22 protein-coding genes and 2 pseudogenes are annotated in these 21742 nt (G+C 41.9%); 17 read left to right on the top strand and 7 right to left on the bottom strand.

The window, feature by feature from the left end; genetic code table 11:
- Window positions 1-7: 7 nt before the first annotated feature.
- From ACLTOQ_RS11140 to ACLTOQ_RS11130, 3 genes are read right to left on the bottom strand one after another with little or no spacing between them, the layout of a single operon-like run.
- Window positions 8-667: a hypothetical protein gene (locus tag ACLTOQ_RS11140; protein WP_412319418.1), complete on the bottom strand. Its 660-nt coding sequence runs from the start codon at window positions 665-667 to the stop codon at window positions 8-10.
- A complete protein-coding gene (locus ACLTOQ_RS11135; protein WP_412319417.1) occupies window positions 652-1239 on the bottom strand; it encodes a hypothetical protein in 588 nt (195 codons plus the stop codon). Before ACLTOQ_RS11135 ends, ACLTOQ_RS11140 begins: the two co-directional genes overlap by 16 nt.
- Window positions 1232-2137 carry a hypothetical protein gene (locus ACLTOQ_RS11130; protein ID WP_412319416.1) on the bottom strand — a complete coding sequence of 302 codons (906 nt, stop codon included), beginning with the start codon at window positions 2135-2137 and terminating at the stop codon, window positions 1232-1234. The genes ACLTOQ_RS11135 and ACLTOQ_RS11130 overlap by 8 nt, the downstream gene beginning before the upstream one ends.
- 626 nt (window positions 2138-2763) lie before the next feature.
- Here ACLTOQ_RS11130 and ACLTOQ_RS11125 point away from each other — a divergent pair.
- The 9 genes from ACLTOQ_RS11125 to ACLTOQ_RS11085 all read left to right on the top strand — a co-directional run bounded on the left by ACLTOQ_RS11125 (window position 2764) and on the right by ACLTOQ_RS11085 (window position 9560).
- Window positions 2764-3489, top strand: a complete 726-nt coding sequence (locus ACLTOQ_RS11125) for a sigma-70 family RNA polymerase sigma factor (RefSeq protein WP_412319415.1) — start codon at window positions 2764-2766, stop codon at window positions 3487-3489.
- 64 nt (window positions 3490-3553) lie between these two features.
- Window positions 3554-3880 (top strand): hypothetical protein, encoded by a 327-nt coding sequence (locus tag ACLTOQ_RS11120; RefSeq protein WP_412319414.1) that lies wholly within the window; start codon window positions 3554-3556, stop codon window positions 3878-3880.
- 367 nt (window positions 3881-4247) lie between these two features.
- Window positions 4248-4967 carry a hypothetical protein gene (locus ACLTOQ_RS11115; RefSeq protein ID WP_412319413.1) on the top strand — a complete coding sequence of 240 codons (720 nt, stop codon included), beginning with the start codon at window positions 4248-4250 and terminating at the stop codon, window positions 4965-4967.
- Complete coding sequence (locus ACLTOQ_RS11110) at window positions 4964-5764, top strand: hypothetical protein (protein WP_412319412.1); 801 nt, start codon at window positions 4964-4966, stop codon at window positions 5762-5764. The genes ACLTOQ_RS11115 and ACLTOQ_RS11110 overlap by 4 nt, the downstream gene beginning before the upstream one ends.
- Before the next feature lie 55 nt (window positions 5765-5819).
- Window positions 5820-6806: a toll/interleukin-1 receptor domain-containing protein gene (locus tag ACLTOQ_RS11105; protein ID WP_412319411.1), complete on the top strand. Its 987-nt coding sequence runs from the start codon at window positions 5820-5822 to the stop codon at window positions 6804-6806.
- A gap of 158 nt (window positions 6807-6964) precedes the next feature.
- Window positions 6965-7276, top strand: coding sequence for a helix-turn-helix domain-containing protein (locus ACLTOQ_RS11100; RefSeq protein WP_412319410.1), 312 nt, complete (start codon window positions 6965-6967; stop codon window positions 7274-7276).
- Window positions 7277-7460: 184 nt separating this feature from the next.
- Window positions 7461-7778: a hypothetical protein gene (locus ACLTOQ_RS11095; protein ID WP_412319409.1), complete on the top strand. Its 318-nt coding sequence runs from the start codon at window positions 7461-7463 to the stop codon at window positions 7776-7778.
- Between the two features lie 89 nt (window positions 7779-7867).
- The gene (locus ACLTOQ_RS11090) at window positions 7868-8029 is read left to right on the top strand and encodes a DNA-processing protein DprA (RefSeq protein WP_412319478.1); all 162 of its coding nucleotides are present in this window, start codon (window positions 7868-7870) and stop codon (window positions 8027-8029) included.
- 571 nt (window positions 8030-8600) lie between these two features.
- Window positions 8601-9560: an Abi family protein gene (locus tag ACLTOQ_RS11085; RefSeq protein WP_412319408.1), complete on the top strand. Its 960-nt coding sequence runs from the start codon at window positions 8601-8603 to the stop codon at window positions 9558-9560.
- Window positions 9561-9938: 378 nt separating this feature from the next.
- Here the strand turns inward: ACLTOQ_RS11085 and ACLTOQ_RS11080 are convergent, their stop codons facing one another.
- The 4 genes from ACLTOQ_RS11080 to ACLTOQ_RS11065 form a co-directional block, all read right to left on the bottom strand.
- Window positions 9939-11009 (bottom strand): glycoside hydrolase family 172 protein, encoded by a 1071-nt coding sequence (locus tag ACLTOQ_RS11080; RefSeq protein ID WP_337598693.1) that lies wholly within the window; start codon window positions 11007-11009, stop codon window positions 9939-9941.
- A 28-nt stretch (window positions 11010-11037) separates the two neighbouring features.
- Window positions 11038-11880 (bottom strand): carbohydrate ABC transporter permease, encoded by an 843-nt coding sequence (locus ACLTOQ_RS11075; RefSeq protein WP_337598691.1) that lies wholly within the window; start codon window positions 11878-11880, stop codon window positions 11038-11040.
- 12 nt (window positions 11881-11892) lie between these two features.
- Entirely contained in the window at window positions 11893-12795 is a 903-nt protein-coding gene (locus ACLTOQ_RS11070; RefSeq protein WP_412270665.1) for a carbohydrate ABC transporter permease, read from the bottom strand.
- A 96-nt stretch (window positions 12796-12891) separates the two neighbouring features.
- Entirely contained in the window at window positions 12892-14238 is a 1347-nt protein-coding gene (locus ACLTOQ_RS11065) for an ABC transporter substrate-binding protein (protein WP_412270666.1), read from the bottom strand.
- Window positions 14239-14538: 300 nt separating this feature from the next.
- Between ACLTOQ_RS11065 and ACLTOQ_RS11060 the strand changes: the two genes are divergently transcribed.
- From ACLTOQ_RS11060 to ACLTOQ_RS11025, 8 genes and pseudogenes are all read left to right on the top strand, one after another.
- Entirely contained in the window at window positions 14539-15570 is a 1032-nt protein-coding gene (locus tag ACLTOQ_RS11060) for a LacI family DNA-binding transcriptional regulator (protein WP_412319407.1), read from the top strand.
- Between the two features lie 496 nt (window positions 15571-16066).
- Window positions 16067-17812 (top strand): transposase, encoded by a 1746-nt coding sequence (locus tag ACLTOQ_RS11055; protein WP_412319406.1) that lies wholly within the window; start codon window positions 16067-16069, stop codon window positions 17810-17812.
- Window positions 17784-18014: a DUF6718 family protein gene (locus ACLTOQ_RS11050; protein ID WP_412319404.1), complete on the top strand. Its 231-nt coding sequence runs from the start codon at window positions 17784-17786 to the stop codon at window positions 18012-18014. Before ACLTOQ_RS11055 ends, ACLTOQ_RS11050 begins: the two co-directional genes overlap by 29 nt.
- Before the next feature lie 73 nt (window positions 18015-18087).
- On the top strand, window positions 18088-18903 hold the full coding sequence (locus ACLTOQ_RS11045) for a hypothetical protein (protein WP_412319402.1): 816 nt from the start codon (window positions 18088-18090) through the stop codon (window positions 18901-18903).
- A gap of 152 nt (window positions 18904-19055) precedes the next feature.
- Window positions 19056-20252: pseudogene (locus ACLTOQ_RS11040) on the top strand (AAA family ATPase); the annotation flags it as partial.
- Window positions 20253-20272: 20 nt separating this feature from the next.
- Entirely contained in the window at window positions 20273-20527 is a 255-nt protein-coding gene (locus tag ACLTOQ_RS11035; RefSeq protein WP_337598683.1) for an SDR family NAD(P)-dependent oxidoreductase, read from the top strand.
- A 22-nt stretch (window positions 20528-20549) separates the two neighbouring features.
- Window positions 20550-20846, top strand: coding sequence for a hypothetical protein (locus ACLTOQ_RS11030; RefSeq protein WP_337598682.1), 297 nt, complete (start codon window positions 20550-20552; stop codon window positions 20844-20846).
- A 489-nt stretch (window positions 20847-21335) separates the two neighbouring features.
- Window positions 21336-21692: pseudogene (locus tag ACLTOQ_RS11025) on the top strand (ATP-binding protein); the annotation flags it as partial.
- Between the last annotated feature and the right edge of the window lie 50 nt (window positions 21693-21742).

Raw genomic sequence — 21742 nt, 5'->3', positions numbered from 1 at the left:
ATTCTCCTTATCTGATTTCGATTCCTACATTTGCAGCAATCTGGAGCAGGTTACCCTGTCGAATGCACCAGTGCTCTTCATCAAGCTGATTTCTGACACTGGTAGAAAGAAGGCTAAATGTATGGATGTTTTCGTTAATATATTGTTGGTAGAATTGACCGCATGTAATAAATTTAAATTTGATCGTTTTTCCCTGACAGACGATTTCAGTCAGTTTCCCTACGAAAGCAGGGTAGTATGGCAAGGCTGTCTTGAAGTTCTGATTACGGCTGGCAAACAGGCAAGGCATGGCTAGAAGCTCCGAAATAAGCGCAGGGGTTAATGGCTTAAAATGGTCACGATATCGGGCACTGGTGTTTTTTTGCAGTGCGGTTTTCCTGTCAATGCAAAAAGCTCCACAGTCATATCGTTCATTTTCAATAACAAATACATTAAAAATGTCAGTGTTGAGCAGGGCCCATTCTGCTGCATGGGGTTCCATTTTAGGCCCGGCCATTTTTGCAATCAGGGCGAGAGCTTGTTGCGCTGTAAGGTCGAGATGCGCTTCCTGTATATTGATGCCGCCCTGAACAATGCCTGCTGCCACACCGTTGCCGCTTGCAGTGACTGTCATTTGAGATGCCTGAACCGGCAGGTTGTGATCGGTAGTAATTAAATTATCGGCCATCTTTCGCTATACCTCCCCGGAAAGACTCCGGCATCTTGTAGAATCTCAATCAAATCAACATTTTTAATAGTCCAATGTGTGCGTGTGTATTCAAACAGATGGAGTGCCAGTTCCTGCTGGTAAGTGCGGAGAACGGAATAAGGAAAAGGAAAATATTTCTGAAAGTAGACTTTGATTCCGTTTTCCTGAATCCGAATATCTTTAATGAATGCGAACACGGCCTGCTGCGATTCGTTGCCATCCGCTTCACAGCTTATGACAGCTGGAATTTCCTTGATGGCGGTAATCTCCTCTGGGGTCAAATCACTAAACTTCGCTTTGACATCATTTTGTATGTATTCTGTAAGTACGCGGTCTTTTGAAACCAGCACATAGTCTTTCTCAAAGGGGTCATATGCCATCAATAAAGCATAGTAGTCTTTACTGAGTGGGCTCTTTTTTCCATCGACCAGCACTACATTTAAGGTTGTATTTACAGAATCTGTATATCCTATGGCAACACCTTCATGCTCGGCATGAACATTGATGGAGGGCAAACCCTGTGATTGCTTTGCAATTTCATTGTCACTCATCGTTTTTCTTCCTCCGATCTCCAATATTTATGCCGCCATACACGATGCCAGCTGCAATACCGCCGTCTTTTGCTTCAACATGGAACTGTGCAAGGATACGCTCACCAGTCAGCGGATTTGTAACAGGAGCCTCGTAGACTTCAACAGTCGGTTCGTTATAGTCAGTATGCTTCGCAGAACTGCCGCTGTTTTCTTCATTCATTTCCGTTGATTTAACAGAGAACAGATCAAATGTAATCTGTCGCGGATAGTTTTTTCCGATTGGACTGATAAATTTCCAACGGGCACCTACTTCATCTGCACGTTCGTGAAATCGTTCAAAAGTTGCACGTCCATTTTCATTATCTGGATGATTCACAACAATATAGTGCCATACAGCAAGAAGAAGCGAAGAAAGACAGTAGTGGTCGAGGGTCAGAAGCTCTTTCTTAGAAATCGGAGATTCAGAAAGATAAAAAAGAGTGTCATCGGTGACAGAGTGATCTTCCGAAAGCAGAGTGAGAATTGCCTGGATAAGCCAACGCATCCTCTCATCGGAGCCAGTATGCAGAAAATTGTCAACGAGTGCATCCATTTGGTGTGCCACGCTTTGATATTGTGATTTGACCCGATTGTTAAATCCATCAATCTCTGTGGTGTCATCAAAAGGGAGATTTACTCCATGTGAAACCTTACACGCCCGATAGTCTGATGTATCGACCTCAAAAGTCTTTCCAGCTGAAGGCTGATGGAAGGATGGTACGATAAGTTGAATAAGTGCTTCAAGTATATTTTTATTTGAAACACGGTCTTTTAACCCGCTTTGCAGTTGTCTGCGAGAAGCGGGTTTTCCTTTTGCCTCTGTCAGCAATAAGAAAAACACACCACCGCAGAGATAAGGTGAACATCGTTTTTCCATGATTGTCCTCATTTTTCAAAATGGCTAACTCGGCTAACTCTGCTAACACTTGCAGCGTAGCAAGAGGAACACCAAGATTATTCTTGTAAAGAGAAAAGAAGTGATCCCAAGCACTAAGCAAATGGTGTGTAACACACACAAACCAATACAAACACTTCTGAAATTAACATATCATATCCTGCCATAAAAAACCAGAGCCATAGAGAACTGGAGATATGGAAAATAAAAAGCTTTTTTCCAAGATGGTTATAAAACCACCCAGAAAATCTGGCTGGCTAGAAAGGAGGAGCAGCAGATGCAGAGAACGAGAGCTCCTTAGTGGAGAATTACATAGCAGAGGGCAGTCAGCGAAAGCCCGTGGGTGGCAAACCAGTCATCCCAAAGGAAGCTGGTTGAAAAACAAAATAAACTGAGCCTGAAATTTAAAGCGCAAATGGCGAAGGATGATTTTCATACGGAAGATGCAAAGATGGACAAGACATCCGAGCATCTCCGTGGAGACCACCCTTAATTCGCCATGCCATCAATCAGACAGGCTCCGTGGACGGATTGGGTAAAGTCTCTACCCAGTCCGTTTTTTCTTGGAATCTCCTTCGCCGCGCTTCAGCAAAAAAGGAGATTTCATTATGACAATTTGCAAAGAGACAACTTTTAAGGAACTGAAGAAACTGGTCGGCAGCACAAAGGGGCTGGCAAAGCTCCCGACTGCCAAGGAACTGCGTAACTCCGATGAGGAGATCGTGTTTGATGGCGATGTGGCCGGCGCACACTTCATTATTTATAAGAGCGGTCTGTTTATCTACAGCCGCAGTGGACACGCCACGGTTTATGCAGTGGATCGCTGCACGGAGATTGAATACCCGTGTGTGTATGCAGACGAAGGCGGCCTGAATGTTACAGCAGGATGCAAACACAGAGTCAAGACAGACCGCGATGGACAGAAGCACCTCATTATGATCGTGCCGGAAACGGAGTACATGAATGGCCCGTGGGCAATGCCCCTGGATGTTGTTGGTACACACCGTCTGGATCACAACAGCGACAGCCGCGAACAGCGCCACAGTGATTTCAGCCTGAGTAACGATGGTACGGACTGGGAGAATAAAGCAGTCACACCGGATTTTACGGATGTGCAGGAGGCAGAGGAACGGGAAGAGGAACTGTGCAGGAAGCTGGAAGAAACAAAGAAGAAGCTGACGGATAAGCAGAGAGAAGTGATCCAGCATGCCTTCTATGAAGATCCGGATCAGACACAGGCGGAGATGGCAGAGAAGATGAACTGTTCCCAGCCGATGGTCCATAAGCATCTGGATGCAGCACTCAAAAATCTTCGTAAGGGTATGGGGTTATAATTTCACCCCTCAAACCTGACTAAGTGTAAGGGGGCGACAAGCCCCCAGAAAGGAGCGCACACAAATGAAAAAAGTATATATCTGCTCGCCGTATCGGCCGATTGGACAGAACCCGGAGGCTGAACGAAAGCGGAATGTAGAAAAAGCACAGACAGCCTGCAGGCTTGCAATCGATGCCGGGTATCTGCCGCTTGCACCACACCTTTATTTTACACAGATGCTCAATGATGACCAGCTGTTCGAGCGTTTTCTCGGTATGGCTTACGGCAGCCTGTGGCTGGACGAGGCAGATGAGATGTGGGTGATCGGTACGGAGCTTTCGGAAGGAATGAAGCAGGAGCTGGAATATGCCCGGAAGAAAAACATCCCGGTCACGATGAAAAAAGCCTGATGCAGATGGTTATAAAAGCACCTGAAAATCTGGCTATGTGAAAGGGGCGGCAAGGCCCCGGAAAACAAATAAAGGAGATAAGATTGAAAATAAGAAGTAGAGGGTATCCATTACCTTAATCGCATCACAAATAAGCCATCTTACGGTGGCCGCTTTAAAAATTGAATATTGTATATATTAAGGCTATGCAGTTGCTGACTTGATCTTATAACCTTGGTTTCTGGCGATCATGAGTGCCTGCTCTACGGTAATCTCACGATCCACAGGTGGTAAGTCAGATTTTTGATAAAGTTCTGCATTATAGTTTTCTCCGTTTTTTAACATGTGGTACAATAAGGATAACTACTGAAGCAGAAGGGGGAATATCATGGCTTATGATGTAATGCCATACGCACAGGCGGTGTTGGATGCATTTCCGGAAAAGAAAAAAGATGGGTTTGACAGGGTTATGGAGGTGGCACATTTACTCATGGATGGTACGGTTGGCACCGTATGCACTACGATCAATTCTGTTTTTCAGATGTATGCCTTGATGCAGGGAAAAAAGGAAGCAAGAAGGATGGTCAAATATACAAACAGTTTGGAAGAAGCAAGGGTAAAAGCGGCGGTCGAGATGAGGAGGTTAGACTTGGAAGCACAGAAAGTGGATAACCAATATAAACTGCAGAATAAAGTGCTGACGCTCTATGTTGACAGGCAATATCAGAACAAGGTAGACCAAATCGGCCAAAGTTTCCGTTATGCTTCACGGAGAATGGAGGAGGAAACCTATCATGCCATAAGGGAAATAGATCGTTATACGCAGTCTGTTACAGCTGGAATGGACCAAAGATACAGAGATGTATTGCGTGAAGAAGAGATGGTTTGTGGGGCGTATAGGGAGATGCTGCATGACCTGAACCAAAGGGGACTGAGCAAAATTCATGCGGCTGAGATGATCTGCGGCAGGATTATTGATAATACGGACAGGCTGAGTGATATGCGGTTTGCTGCTTTGATTGATGTGGTGGATAAACTGCTTGAACCAGATTATGTGCCTTTTGAAGAATATATAAAAATACGTAATGATTTTAGGAGGATTATATGATGGACACTTTGAGAGAAGGTATTTCAGAAAAGATATCTTTACCTATACTTCTTGGAATCATTGGAGTAGTTCTTGTGCTTATTGTTATTACCTTTATTGGTATCCATGTACATAATAAGTCGAAAGCAAGAAAAAGGAGGGCGGCTCGGAGAATAAAAAGTGATTTTGGTGACAGTGGTTACAGAAATGAGATATTAAGTTCTTTACCTACGGAGGAACAATTAGATTTCTCGAATCTGTACCGCAGATTAGACGAATTGCAGGTCCTCATTAACCAGAATGAAAGACAACTGGAATCGCAGGGAGCTGAATCATTAGGGCGCATAGAAAGGAAGATACAGGATTCTCAAAACGAAATAAAGAATAAATGGAATTATCTGAGGAAGAAAAGAGATTTTCATCACTGGATTTGTGTGCATTATGCATCATTTACTTTGGCGGATAGCATAAAACGGCAGCAGGAAAGTATACGTGATGTTTATGTAAAATATAAAACCGAATGTGACAAATTAAGTGAACAGATAAATTTTTTGAATCGGCAGATTGCAAACGCAACCGGGCAGAAAAAAAATGAATATATGCAGCAGCACAAGGAATGCTGTACAAGGCATCAGCGACTTTCGAAAATGAAAAATGTATTTGGTGCCAGAAATACACAATATCTGCAGAAAGTGAAAGAACAAAACGCATATACAAAACAATGCAGGGAGTATATCATCAGTAATTTTGGTGAGAAGGGAAGAGCCTGGGGAGAACGCCTTAAAAAAAGAAAAGTTGATTTAGTAGGAGATAGTTGAGTGCTTTTTGGCAGTATATCAATAAGCGGAAACAATTTTGAGAGGGAAACCGAATATGCGTATTTTTATCAGTCACGCAACGAAAAACAAGGAAGTTGTATTAAAGTTTGCAGAATTTTTGGAATCTGTGAGCAGTGAGATTGAGGTTTTTTGCTCCTCAGAAAATGGGAGCATTAAGGTTGGAAAGGACTTTATTAAAACCATTTTTGAAGAATTAAATTCCAGTGCCTTATTTATTCCGGTTTTGAGCAAAGAATATTATGAAAGCAGATTTTGCATGATTGAGCTGGGGGTTGCATATTCCTATTTTTTCAACAAGTACGAAAAGGAAGGGGAAGAGTATATCATGCCGTTTGCTTTACATCCTGTCACGAGGGGACAGGCGCTATCTGGGACGCCTATGGCGAATATCCAGACGGGTGAAATGAATGATGAGGATGATATAAAAAGCCTGCTGGAATATCTGTCGGCAGAAAAAGGTGTCCATATTGGAGCGGGAGTAAACAGGAAATTGCATTCTTTTAAAGCTGAATTGGATCAAATATTTTTGACAAAGCAGAATATCGTAGAGCTGGCAAGAATAGGGACTTATTTTGATGACAGCATTGATTTTAAGCGGAAAGAAGATGTGGTAAGTTATAGTGTCAAAGATAATGCAATCATCGTTAATTATAATGTGAACCCTTATGAGAAGATGGAGGTAAAAAAGCCCAGTTTTATAAGTATGGTTATGAAATATGTAGATACGATTGATCTTGGGCGTTATCTGGATTTCAATGATGCGGCGGAATTTACATTTGTGCTGACCAGTTTTACAAATTCTTTGATGAGGATATATGTAGAGTTTAAATACACGGGCCAGAGTGTTTTAGAAACGTTTAAGCTGCCGGTAGTTTATGGAGAAAATAAATTGAGCATACCGTTAAAAGAGATGCGCAGTAAGGCATTGACTCAGATAAAAGAAATTTGTTTTGTGATCCATCCGGAAGATGTTGTTGAAGAGGAAGGGATGTTCCAGATTGGTGAGATTAGGATATGCTGATTTACTATAGAAGTATCCAGTGCCTGACCCCGGGAAAAAACAATAAAAAAACTCTAAAATTTCTATGAAATCGGAAGAATAAAAGAAAAAGTGGTTGTATAACCATGTCATAGATGATACGCTTACAAAAAGCAACCGGGTGATGGAGAGAAAAATCTATGCAGTACAATATAGAAAGTTATATCGCAGAGAAGGAAGCACGCGAGAGAAGGGTACTTGTATATACAGAGAAAATACAGGAACGGATGCTGTATCATTCCTCAGAAATCATTAAGAAGCTGGTGGAGGAAAGACATCGCCAGAATATGACTCAGCAGGAGATCGCAGACATTATGGGAGTGTTGTCATCGAATCTGGCGCGATTCGAGAGCGGAAGCAGGATTCCTACGCTTGTAGTACTGGAAAAATATGCAAACGCCCTGGGAAAGCATATAGACATAAAAATCTGTGACCTCAAAGAGCAAGAGTGACGCCGGAGAAAATGAGGGAATTAGAAAGTCCCTCATTTTTTGCAGAAAATCATAGATGACAATGTGATAAAAAACGATGTGTTTCAACAGAAAAACGAAAGGATTATGGCAAGAAAGAGGAGAATATGGTTTCCAGGTGCAATTTATCATCTGATGCACCGTGGAGTGAGGAGAACTGCAATATGTGTTTGAGGGACGATATAAATCCTGTCTGGTAAAAGAGGACTCCTATTTTTTGCAGACCAGTCGGTATATACATTTGAACCCGGTAAAAGCAGGCATGGTCAAATATCCGGAGGAATATCGCTGGAGCAGTTACCGAACAATGATCGGCCTTTCCGATGATAAGATCACAATGGTGTCGAAGACACTGGCTTATTTTAAAAATAATAGTGTAATGCGTTATCGGAAATTTGTTGCAGATACAGGACACAAATATATTATGCAGGAGCAGAAGGATGGAAGAATGATAGAAGATGATGCGATGTGGCTACCGTGGTAAGGAGTTTTGCAATACAGGGAATAGATGCATTCATAGCATCCGGGGAGCATCCGGTGCCTGACCACAGGAAAAAAGGATATATTCGACTGATGGAAAGGATAGAGGAGAAAGGCCTTTTATTATCTGAATATCCGCCTGGAGTTCGTCCGAGCCAGTATACTTTTCCACGAAGAAACCGACTTATCAGCGCCTGGTCAGATAAGTTGATTGTAATCGGCGCTGGAAATCGAAGCGGCGCACACATTGCGTAAACGTCAAATCCTACGCCTTGGCTAATTAGTTTTTTTATGCCACACTCTAAATGACACGAAAAAACTATTAGTTTTTTAGAGGAGGCTAAAGCGCATGTGCAAATTCCGCTCGACCTGAGCACTGATTCCGCTTGGAACTGATCATGCCTTCCAGCCACACCGGACTGGCGGCGCTGCCGCACCGTAATATTCAGGGATGCAGGCACGGGAGCAAGAAAGAGATGTCCTTGCTTGACAGAAAAGAGGTCAGTGCATAATTACTGGTTTCATATTCATGAATGTAATAGGGGTGTTGATAGATGGTGTTAAAGTAATTATACACTGGAAAACATCGAGGACGGTAAAATGGGCGTTCCGGAATTTTATAAAGGACAATCTGGTGATGTTTATTGGAGATGTTCTGATACTGTTGTTGCTTGGCGGAGTTTGGTATAGATGGGAAAATTCGAGCGAAAAGGCAGCACAGGATTTAAGCAGACAAAGATATATACAAGATTTTCAAAATGATAATCAAGAATCGGAAATAGATATACGGTAAGACAGAAAATAAAAATTATTTTGAGGTAAATATATGCCGGATACTAAAGATTTTAGGACAATAGATGAGCAAATTGAAGGTCTTGAGAAAAGAGGATTGCAGTTTAAAAATAAAAAGAAGGCTGTAGATATATTAAAAAAATACAATTATTTCGACGTAATAAATGGATTTGAAAGTATTTTACTTAAGAAAAATGTGGGAGTAAAGGAATATGAAAATATTTACTTTGAAGATTTTAAAGATTTGTATTTTTTTGATTTGACGTTGAAAAAAGACACATTATTTAAAATTTTTGATATAGAATCGAGATTGCGCACTTCAATAGCGTATAATTTTACAAGCAAGTATTGTTCATCGGCAAAAGATACCATGAATTATACAGATCCGAAATATTATAAAAAACCGACAGATGTACATTTAAAGAATATATTTTTAAGGTTTGATTTATTTCGGCAAACGCAAGTAGATGTTCATGGAAAAGTAAAGAGAAAGTCCTTTATTGATGAGCTGAAGCTAGAGAGGGAATATGTTGGGCAGTACAAGAATCCTCCATTTTGGGTAGTAATAAAAGCACTGCCGTTAGGAAGCTTGTATTATACATTTATTTTTTTGGATGATACAGTAAAAGAAAAGGTGTTGAAAGATTTTGGACTTGAATTGGTCGATGCAGATTTATTCGAACAAGCATTATTTGTATTAAAAGAAGTTAGAAATCAATGTGCTCATTTAGAGTTAATTACACGCTTTAGATTGAAGAGAAGTAAAGGACTGAATTATTTAAATGATATAACTGTTAAAGCAAACTTATCACATGGAGATATAAACTATTTAGATGTTGTGAGAATATTTCGTGTATTCGGAACCGTTTCTGATATAAAAAGGGAAATTCTTTTATTTTATTTGAAGATGTTAGGAAAGAGAAGAAAAGAAATCGCAGATAAAATATTGGCAAAAATGGGACGAAAAAATTTAAAAGTTTGGATGAATTTATAAAAAGACTTGCATTTCTAAGGCTACCGTGTATAATAATAGTACGGTAAAGCTGGCGTACGGAAGCCAGTAGCCATGTATTTGGCGTAAAGGCACCTAATAATAGGTGCCTTTATTTTTTTACAAGAAAGATGTTCTCCTTTTGAAAATTTGGGGCATCCAGTGCCTGACCCCGGTAAACGTCAAATCCTGCGCCTTGGCTAATTAGTCTTTTTATGCCACACTCTAAATTGAATATTACGGTTCAAATGTACCCCTGTTCCGAAGGAACGGATACCGGCAATCCGGTGTTATGAGATCCCCGGAATAATCAAATATAGAAGAGCGATGCCCGCTGCTTCGCAATGAAGCCGGTCATCGCCCTTCTTTCTTTTCCGCTTGTCAGCGTTCTACATATAAATATGCTACGGTATGATAGGTGTCGCATCTGTAGAAATTCACCCAGGAATCATCGGGGATTTTGTTCCATTCGATTTCCTGTCGATAAAGGTGCAAAATATGTCCATCAACATCCGCAGTGACAGGGCAGAGCTGTTTGTTTTCTGCTAAAAATCTTAAAACTTCTTTTTTGGGCGCTCCGCCTATTGTCTGCATTGTAACTTTGCAGCCTTTTCTAAAAAATATGGGGTCCACAATGTGAAACCGATAAAAACTGGTTTTTTCTGAATTAAAGGTGATGCATCCTTGATAACGGCCAATGAATTCATTCTGTCCCCATGCAGTTCCGATATAGTCCTCGACTCCGGTTCCGGCTAAAGTGGGATAATCGGAATCTCCATCGAAATAGACCTTAACTTCGCTCTCCCCAAACCAGTACTTTTCATAGTCAGGGTTAAAGATGGCTGTAACGTTCATTCCTAAAAATCGGCCTTTCCCAACGGATTTATCAAAAATGGTAATATCATGCAGGAGCTCGTTCGACACTTCTTTATAGACTGTCTGGAAATAGAGAGGATTTTCGACATCTTCCAGAGTCATATCTACATCATAGTATAGCCGTTTTATATCAAAGCCGGTCCGATTTACAAGCTGTATTCTGGCATGCTCACAAAATGGCATGGGAATATAGCAGACAAAGGAACGGCCTTCCGGAGAGGAAAACAGTTCGTTTTCATAAGGTTTTAAGGCTCCGGCTCCGAACAGGAAAAAATTCCCTACAGGTACATCAACGGACGGTCTATCTTCATGGTCCCAATACATCTGAATAGAAACGGAATTTAAGATTCTTGCCGCAATGTTTTTGTCATCAAGGCCGTCGAACGTTATCCAGATCCTGCGGATAACTCCCATTCCGGAAAAATCCGCGAGCACTTTGGTTTCTCCCTGAGAAAAATATTCAAAAGCATGGCCCTTTGCACCATGATTTTCTTTTGCCGCTGCACCTCTTTTGGCATCTGGATTTTCGAAGCTGAACCACCTCGGTTCACTGTTGAAATACTCAAAAAGCTTCATAATAGATTTCTCCTTTCCTGGAAAATGTTTACTTTAATCCTGTGGTTGTGATTCCCTGGACAAAATATTTTTGAGCAAAAACAAAAAGAAGAAGAATTGGAAGTACTGACAAAGTTGCCATTGCCATAAGGGGAGCAATATCCATGGCGGCACCATATGAATTTCTGAAAGTATTCAGTCCGATGGCAACGGTAAATTTTTCCGGATTGATTAAGAAAATCAATGGCGCAAAAAAATCATTCCAGCTGTTTACAAATGCAAAGATTATTACTACCAAAAGAACAGGCTTTGAGTTTGGAAGAAACATTTTCCAAAAAATAGTAAACCATCCTGCACCGTCAATTTTAGAAGACTCAACCAATTCATTTGGAATTGCCTCAAAAAACTGTTTTATCAGAAAGATTGAGAATGCGCCCCCTCCTGTAAAAGCAGGAACGATCAAAGGAAGGTAGGTATCGATCCATCCTATTTTGGAATAAATAGAATATACGGGAATCAAAGTCACACTGCTCGGGATCATCATTGTTGCAAGAACAAGCATAAACAAAAAATTTTTCATTCTGGAACGTAATCGGGCAAAGCCAAAACCGACTAAAGCTGCACTGCTGACTGTTCCTATTACGACCATCCCGGAAACGAAAATGCTGTTCAGCAGATATTTGCTGAAAATTCCTGAAGAAAGCCCTTCTTCATATGCGGATAAGGTCCATTTTTTAGGAATCAGTGTAGGGGGAAAGGCCACGGTTTCCTGAGGAGTTTTAAATCCGGTAAAGATTAAATATAAAACAGGGAAACAGAAAACAAGTGATACCAAGATCATTATAATGTACCATAATAATCTGAAAAAGAGAGCTTTTTTTGTATGTTTCATACAACGGTCTCCTTACTTTTCTAAATAAACCCATACATTTGAAGAACGTATGATCGCAAGACTGAGAAGCATTATCACAAGAAATAGTCCCCATGATAAAGCGCAGGAATATCCAAAGTCAAAATAGCGAAAAGCATTGTTATACAAATGTAGTCCATATACATATGTCGCATCGATAGGCCCGCCTTTGGTCATGACCATGGGCTGAGTAAAAATTTGTAAAGCACTTATCATGGACATGATAAGATTATAGAAAATCACGGGGCTTACCAACGGCAAGGTAATCTTAAAAAACATATGTATGGTATTGGCACCATCTACCTTGGCAGCTTCGTAAAGCATTTCAGGAACATTTTGCAGTCCTGCCAAAAAAATCAGCATAGTTGATCCGCAGAATGTAACATTCATCAGTATCAATGACGGCATTGCCCATTTGGGGGCCTGAAGCCAATCTGGTCCGGTAATTCCTATTAAAGAAAGCAGATAATTAAGGAATCCCTGATATGGATTAAATAGGTTTGTCCACACGATAAATATCGCAATGCCGGCACATACGGAAGGAAGATATAAAAGCGATCTGAAGATTGTTCGGCCGCGATATGGACGATTTAATAATATTGCCAGCACAAGAGCAATGATCAGATTTACCGGAACGGATATGACGGTATATACTGCAGTGTTTTTCAGGCTTATCAGAAATTTTTCATCGTCCATGAACATTCTTCTATAATTTTCCAATCCGATAAATTCCGGAGCCTTGATACCGTTCCAATTTGTAAAGGATGCATAAAAAGAATAAAGCATAGGACCAAAGGTCAGTAAAATAAAACCGATTAACCAGGGAGAAATAAATCCCCAGAATGCGCGTTCTTCTTTTTTTAAAAAAGTAGATTGATGTTTCTTTTTTCTGGTCATACAGATAATCCTCATAACGGTGTATTGATTTTGCGGGAGGCGGATGAAGCTATATGATGAAATCATATAACTCCATCTCGCCTTGTCCCTTTCAAGTTATTCGAGAACGCTTTCACCTTTTTTCTGCAGGACAGCGATTGCTTCATCCACAGTCGTCTCTGACAAAGAGACAGCATTATACTGCTTGGTTAATTCGTCATTTATTTCAGCCCATATTCCAAGGCTTTCCTGACCGGCCGCGCGATTCATCATATCTGCAAAAGCCTCTTTATTGTATTTGACGGCGTAGCTGTTCGGAAAATCGTTCAGATAATTGTCGCTTTCCACATAGCTTTTTAAAACCGGAACGCCAAGCTGAGAAATTTTTTCCTGCGATTCTTCTGAAAGGGTATTCCATTTTATAAACTCCCAGGCCGCTTCTTTATGCTCAGATGTGCTGGAAATGGCCATTCCATCCGTGTAAGCAGGATATGTCCATGGGCCATAGTCTGTATTGGAAGGTAACTGTACAACGTCCCATTTAAAAGAATCTCCGATCAACTCCTCCCAGCTGTTTATATCCCAGGTAGCACAGAGTGCTGTGGCAAACTTCCCGGTTTCAAATCCGCCGCCTATGGAATCTGTTTCCAGATCAGAAGGAGAATATCCGCCAATGATTAAATCGGTATATAAAGAAAACGCATGTTTAAAATAATCATTCCCTTCTGCCTGCATTTTCTTATTTTCCACATCATACAGGGGCATCTGTCCATAAAGATCCCGTATCATTTTGGAACCATCAGTAAGCTTGGTCCCGTATATTTTATTCACCCCTTCTCCAGTCGTCAGCTGCCGGGTAATATTGACGAAATCTTCTTCTGTCCAGGATTCGGTCGGATATGCTAATCCTGCTGCATCAAAAATATCCTTATTGTACGCCATAGCAAAAACCTTACTGACATAAGGAGCAGCATATATTTTCCCATGTTTGGTAAAAATATCAAGAGAACCATCTGCCCATTGCCCGGCAACCTGATCTCTCTCAATATATGGTGTGAGATCTTCAAAGACACCTTCCTCAGCAAAATCATACATGATGTCGCCTGCAATGCTTATGACGTCAGGGGCCGCTCCGGAGGTAAAGAATGTCTGAAGCTTCGTATGATAGCTTACTCCGTCCGTATAGGTTGCTTCGATCTTGATGTTGGGATGCGCTGCCTCAAAATCTTTGATCAATTCCTCCTTACAGGCGAGTTCATTTTTGTCTCCCCAGTAACTGAAGGTTAATGTGATCTGTTCTTTTGAAGCTTCGGTAGAGGTATTTTCGTTTGCATTGTCGGACAGGTTCTCCTCTTCCTGAATGCTACTTTGTTGATTTTCAGCAGAAGTCGCGGAAGAATTACAGCCTGATAACAATAACGGAACAGACAAAAGAACTGCGATCGATTTAAAAAAATTTCCCATTTTTCAACCTCCTCCTAATAGAAAAATGTACCAAATTACTTCTACGCTTGTGAAATAATATAATCAAATAGCACAATGATCATTGCTTATAAAGAAATATAATACAGTTATTTTGAAAATACTACATGGAAAAATATGAAAAAATTTACACATAATTTTTCCCCGGGTGTGAAGGAAAATCTCCATTTGAGGTCTAAAAGCCATGGACTTTGGTTCTGATTTATAGGGTTGCATTGCCATATGACAATATTGTAGAATTTATACGTAGCAAAAAGTACGGGAGCAAGGAGGCGGTTTTACATGGTCCGTTATAAAGAAATTGCGAAAGATGCTAATGTAAGTATTGCCACAGTTTCAAGGGTAATTAACAATCAGGGTTACGTCTCGGAAAAGAGCAGGAAAAAAGTCAAGGAGTCTTTGGAAAAATTAAAATATAAATCATTGTCATATTTTCCGGATAACGAAAAGACGGGGGTCAAGGAAATCGTTTTTTTTGTCGAGGATTTGTTGAATCCATTTTATATCATGGTATATAGAGGTATGGTAAAAAAGGCACAACAGTATGATATGAGGGTAGTCCTGTGCGGCAAATTTGACTTTGACAATATAGAACATTTTTCCAATGGGATAGTTTTTTCAAATGAATTTATAGCCCAGTATTATCTCAAAAACTATGGAAAAAGAAATGATATTTTTATGATGTACCTGTACACCGGTTCTTCTTTTAAACTTTGTCAGGCTTTGCCTTGTGTAACAGTGGACATGTTAGAGGTTTTAAATAAGGCGATTCATTATTTGAGAAAAAAGGGAAAGAAAAAAATATGGTTTGCATCGGCAGTTGACGATCTGGATAACATTCGCATAAAAGCTTACATGAGCAAAATGGAAGAAAGCATGCTGACTCCGAAGGTCTTATATGTTGACGGATTAAATGTTTATAATTCGGATATTGATATAGTTCAGACAATAAAAAGTTTAAATTCCATAGGAAAAGATGCCTTTTCGATCGGACAGGAAATTGCGAAAAAGTACATGCAGGACCTAGTGGTAACGGAGAAAGTGGCAGTAATTTGCTTTAATGATGAATTGGCATTGGGAATGTATGCATTTCTGACTGGAAAGGGATATAGAATTCCGGAAAAAATAGCATTACTGGGAATCGACGGTTGTAATAGCCGGAAGTATATAAAAAACAGTCTGGCAACAGTCAATCTTTTTCCGGAACAACAGGGAGAAAAATGTATAGAACTTATGCATGAAAAAGCTTCCGGAAGAAAAGTGCATTACAAAAACTATATAAGACCTCAGATTATAGAAGGAGAAACGGTTTAAATTATAAAAAATCCCGGATGGCGTCCCGTACCGGTACTGCCTGAAGCATGACGGTAAAAGAAAGAATCGTTAGGTCATCGATGGAGCGTTCCGCAGGCAGAAAGCAGACGCTGGCTGAGATCTTTGACGTTTATCATATTTTTTCCTTTCACAGATCTTCCGGGAAACGGCCGGCGGCCGCTTCCCGGATTCCGCTGCTTGCTCCTATACCTGTTCGGACAGAGTCCCTCCTAAAAAAGAGATAGCTGCTGAAAATCCGTTTCGGATCTGCCCTTTCGGGGAGAACCCTTTTGCAGAAAGCTTTTCTACGTTCCCCGGATGATGGGACGCAGATGGCCGAGCAGAAGAGGAGAGACCGGATCGTGATATTTGCAGTTGACGAAAGCCCTCTGCGGCGTCTGGTTGGCATAGCAGTGTTTATAGCCGTTCAGACAGGTATCATAGGCGTCGATGTCTGTGAACTTCCTCGATAATTAACTCTCGTTAGGAGGGCACCATGTATCTCGATTATGAGGTCAAAATTCCTGATTCCAGACATGGAATCACACGGAAAACAATTCGTGGAATAACCTATATTTACTACGCTTACGATCGCAAGTACAGTGCGGATAAGCATTACACCGTTCCGAAGAATACGACGATCGGCAAGTGCCTGGATGCTTCTGCTGAGACGATGTATCCAAACACTAACTTCCTAAAATACTTTCCTGAAGCGGTACTTCCGGAGACCCGGGAAATCGCTGATCGGAGCGCCTGTCTCAGAATCGGAGCATTCATCGTGATCCGCAAGGTCATTGCCGAGTATCATCTGGATGAGATCATCGGACGACTGATTGGAAAGGAAGCTGGTCTCTTCCTGGATCTGGCAGCATATTCCATCGTTACGGAAAACAACGCCGGTCAGTACTATCCGGATTATGCGTACAATCATCCGCTGTTTACGCAGGGGATGAAGCTGTACAGTGATTCCAAGGTCTCTTCGTTTATTAACAGTATTACGAGAGACCAGTGCATCGCTTTCCAGAATGAATGGAACAACCGGCATGATCACCGTGAAAAGATCTATATCACGTATGATTCGACCAACAAGAACTGCCAGGTAGGTGATCTGGAGTGTGTCGAGATCGGTCATCCGAAGGATGACGACGGAAAGCCGGTCCTGAACTACTCAATCGCCTATGACCATAACAACTCCGAGCCTCTTTACTATGAGGAGTATCCCGGAAGCATCGTCGATGTCTCTCAGCTCCAGCAGATGCTGGAGAAGGCAAAGGGCTATGGATACCGTCAGGTCGGTTTCATCCTTGATCGAGGATACTTCAGCAAAGAAAACATCCACTTCATGGATAAGAACGGTTACGAGTTCATCATCATGATGAAGGGGATGAAATCTCTGGTCCGTGATCTCGTCCTGTCGGTCAAAGGCAGCTTCGAAGAAAAGCGTGAGTTCAGCCTGCGTGATTACAAGGTGAATGGACTCACCGTGGAGCACCAGCTGTATCCTTCGGATGAGAAGAAGCGCTATTTCCACATTTTCTATAACGAATGGAAGCAGACTTCCGAACGAGAGAATGTAGAAGAAAAGATCGACCGGATGGCGCTGTACCTTCGCGAGCATCAGGGGATGAAGCTGAATCTCTCCAAGGAGTTCGGCAGGTATTTCGATCTGATCTTTTATCATGAAGGTCAGGATGACGAAAAGTTTATGTATGGCCGGGAACGTTATGAGGTCATCGATGAGGAGATATCTCTGTGTGGGTACTTCGTCATCATTACATCCGAGAAGTTGAGTTCTTCGGATGCACTCGATCTCTATAAGAGCCGGGATGCATCCGAAGAACTCTTCAGGGAAGATAAAACCTTCCTCGGTGACAGAACTATGCGCTGCCAGACCAATGAGGCGCTACATGCAAAGATCTTCATCGAGTTTGTAGCACTGATCATTCGAAACCGGATGCACTTCCTGCTCAAGGAACAGATGCTGAAAACACATCACAAAGAGAACTACATGACCGTGCCTGCCGCGATCCACGAACTTGAAAAGATCGAAATCGTGCGGCACATCGACCGCGAGTACTCTATGGATTACGCAGTGACGGCAACGCAGAAGTCGATTCTGAAAGCATTCGACCTAGCCGAGCCAAACGTCCGCAAGCAGGCTGCCGGCATCAATGAAGATCTTAAGTCCTACAATATGAAGGAGGTGCTGAATAATGTGTTATCTGGTAGCGAAAGATCGTGATGCACATGGCTGTTTTGCTCTGAAAACAACGCATGGAAAGCATCTGGTAGAATTAAAGAGGGAATTGAATAAGGTCGTTGGTTATAAGGGAATACAGCTTGTAACAATCAGCAGGCCAACAGCATATGGCGAATATGCACCTTATCATTTTGTGGATACAGAGCAGGAGTTTCAGACTATCGTCAAGGAACTTCGCCCATGAGAAAATCATGCCGTGTGGACAAACGAAACTTCAGGAGTTCACACGGTATATTTTGAAGGATGTCATATAGATTGTGATGGAAATAGAAAAGGATAATATGGGAGAGAAAAGAGCATATAAACCACGGAAGCCCGGCGGCGGTCGAAAGAAGCTGAAGCCGGAGTTCAATGCCGGAAAGAACCTGAAAGAGCAGATGGAAAGTGCTGTGGCGCTTTATGATTCTGAGATGTCCTTGCAGGCCATTGCCGATGAGCTGGGATTAAATCCAATCAAGGTACGGAAGCTACTCATCACGGCCGGTGTGTATGAGTCGGATGTGGCGGAGAAGGTGCAGGACGCTTTTGAAAAGTACCGGGAAACACAAGACTATAAAACCGCATTGCTATCAACCGCAGCAGCCCTTGACCTTTCCAAAGCATCCATCACCTCGTACCTGCCTTATAAAAAAGGCGTGTACTTTCCAGGTACGGAAAAAGAGAAGATTAGTGTTGGAGCAGAGCGGCAGCGGAGATACAGAGCAATGAAGCGATGGAGGGCTGATCCGACAGAAGAAAACTTCTGGAGCGTAGTTGTGGCCTATGCTGGGGTAAAATTTAAAACCTATTCCGGCTTGCCGTTTTCTTATGAGGTACGCAAAGGTAAGAACGGCGAATACACAAAGGAGCTCTGGATCGACCGCAGAAAGAACAGCAAAAGTCTGGCATGGAGCTCGGTGCTGCTGGCACTGGGAAATAGGAAAGAGAAAGTAGTGGATAGGCCAAAGGCTCTGGGGGATATCCGAGGCGTAACTTACATATTCGGAATGTTCTACCGATTCGGCCTGATCGATGTACCAGACGAAGTGCAGGAGAAGATGAAGCATCCGAAGCAAAAGACTGATAAGCAATGAAAAATTTAAGGTGACTGGCGCCCGCCGTGAGCACAGTGGCAGTACGTGGACTTGTTGACTTGCTATTTGACCTGCTAAATGGTAAAATCAATGCACAATGGGTGAGTTGTAGCCTTTTATAAGAGACAGCTCCAGAAAGGAGTTTGAACTGCATGGGAAGATTTGTTAATCCAGATAACAGTGCATTTCAAGTTGCTCTGAATTCCAGAATATACGTGGATAAGACCGGACTGATCAATTTTACCAATAGCGTTCTTGATACGATGGATGGCTATATTTGCAATAGTCGTCCTCGGAGATTTGGAAAGTCATATGCAGCTAATATGCTGGCGGCGTATTATAGCAAGGGTTGCGATTCGGAGAAAATGTTCTCTGGTCTGGAAATAGCAAAAGCATCAGATTTTAAGCGGCACCTCAATAAGTACGATGTGATTCATATTGATATTCAGTGGTTTCTTGCCAACTGCGGAAACGCTGATGAAGTGGTTCCATTTATCACTAAAAGCGTATTGGATGAGCTTCGGGAAATCTACCCGGGAACTCTTCCGGCAGAGGGGGTAAGACTTCCGGACGCTCTATCACGAGTCAAAGAAAGAACCGGTCAAAAGTTCATCATCATTATTGATGAATGGGATGTTCTGATTCGAGACGGTGAAATGAGCGAAACCATTCAGGATGAGTACATTAACTTCCTGCGTGGGATGTTCAAGGGAACTGAGCCGACAAAATATATCCAACTTGCTTATCTTACGGGAATTCTGCCAATAAAAAAGGAAAAAGCTCAGTCTGCGGTAAATAATCTTGACGAGTTCACAATGCTTCAGGCGTTCGGATTGGCACCGTATATTGGCTTCACTGAAAATGAAGTGAAAGACCTCTGTAAAGAGTACAACAGAGATTTTGAAAAAGTGAAGAAATGGTACGATGGATATTTACTGGATGGCTATCAGGTCTATAATCCCAAAGCAGTTGTTAGCCTGATGACAAAAGGAAAGTTCAGAAGTTATTGGTCGGAAACTGGCTCGTATGAGGTTGTGGTTCCGTTGATTTGTATGAACTTTGACGGATTGAAAACGGCTATTATTGAGATGCTATCTGGCGCAGAGGTCGAGGTCAACACAGCAAGCTTTAAGAATGATCCAGCGAAAATTCAGAACAGGGATGACGTTATAACTTATCTGATTCATCTGGGCTATCTTGGATACAACGAAGAAAATGGAACAGCCTTTGTGCCAAATGAGGAAATTCGCCAGGAGTTGAGCACGGCGGTACGAAATAGCCATTGGAATGAGATGATTACATTCCAGCAGGAATCCAGAAAACTGCTTATGGCGACATTGACGAAGGATGAAAAAAATGGAGAAAAGCAATGAAAACAGCTCTTGTAACGGGAGGCAGTTCCGGCATCGGACGCAGTACGGCCGCGGCACTGAAAAATGCTGGGTTTGCAGTCTATGAATTCAGCCGCCGAAATGTACCGCAGGACGGAATAAAACACATCAGCGTGGATGTGACCGATGAAAATGCGGTTCAGAAGGCAGTAGGCGAGATTCTTTCGGAAGCAGGGAAGCTACTCCGCCAGCAAAGCGGCGATTTCCTCGTACTCCTGCGCGCTGGACAATGAGGTAAAGCCTTATGGTATTCAGGTGACAGTTGTTGAGCTGGGTGATATCCACACAGGCTTCACGCAGGCACGGCAGAAGGTAATCGTTGGCGACAAGGAATACGGAGGCAGAATCTCACGCAGTGTTAGTCAGATGGAGAAAGACGAGCAGAATGGCGCGAACCCGGAAGTGATCGGTGCATACATCGCGAAAATCGCAGAGAAGAAGTGCAAGCCGATTTGTGTGGCAGGAGCGCAGTACAAGTTCCTTAGCCTGCTCTGCAAGCTGCTGCCCTGCGGTATTCGAGGAAAAATCGTTGGAGCGATATACGCGAAATAGCACCACGGTTGGATATACTGTATGATCAGAGCGATATATAACTGTGAAGGAGTGGGACAACGGATACCTTGTTGTTATGGCAAAGTATAAGTACAACAATAAACCGGAAGAAGAATACATGACAATAGAATGCTCGCAGAGCGTGCATTCTATTGTTTTAGGATAATCATAAATGATAGTATTATTAGTAATAATATAAATGCTACATCGCAAGTACTTTTTTGGGGTAAAGAGCCCAGGATGATCTGCCATATCCGGAATAGTAGAGTTGAATTTTTGTTTTATATTTGATGGAAAAGTGTTCATAATGAAAGAGTGCCTCTTTAGTTTGGTAACTGAAAGCATCCAGTGCCTGACCCCGGGAAAAAACAATACATAAAAACGTGCAGATGCACATAAAATGGGAATGGATATTAAAATTCAACTTGTTTTGTGATAGAATATCATTACTAAAAAACGTGCAGATGCACGGAAATGGGGAGTGTAACAATGGAGATTAAAAGAGACGCTTACCTACAACAGCTGATTGAGCGAAAAGATAATGGAATGATAAAGGTGATTACCGGCATTCGTAGATGTGGCAAATCCTTTTTGCTGTTTACCATCTTTAAGAGATACTTACTGGAGAACGGCGTTGATGTTGATCATATTATTGAAATTGCATTGGATGGTATTGAGAACGAGGAATTAAGAGATCCCAAGGTATGCTTCAAGTACATCAAGGATGCCATGAAAGACGATGGTAAATACTATCTGCTTCTGGATGAAGTGCAGTTCATGCCACGATTTGAGGAAGTGCTGAACAGCCTGCTCCATATGAGTAATATTGATGTGTATGTCACCGGTGATATATGCTCTAAGTGACTTCTTAATCATGATTTTGTCATGGTTAGTGA

It is taken from the genome of Gallintestinimicrobium sp. (assembly GCF_046968865.1).
GTDB classification, from domain to species: domain Bacteria; phylum Bacillota; class Clostridia; order Lachnospirales; family Lachnospiraceae; genus Gallintestinimicrobium; species Gallintestinimicrobium propionicum.
This window is presented reverse-complemented; position numbering and strand designations above follow the sequence as displayed.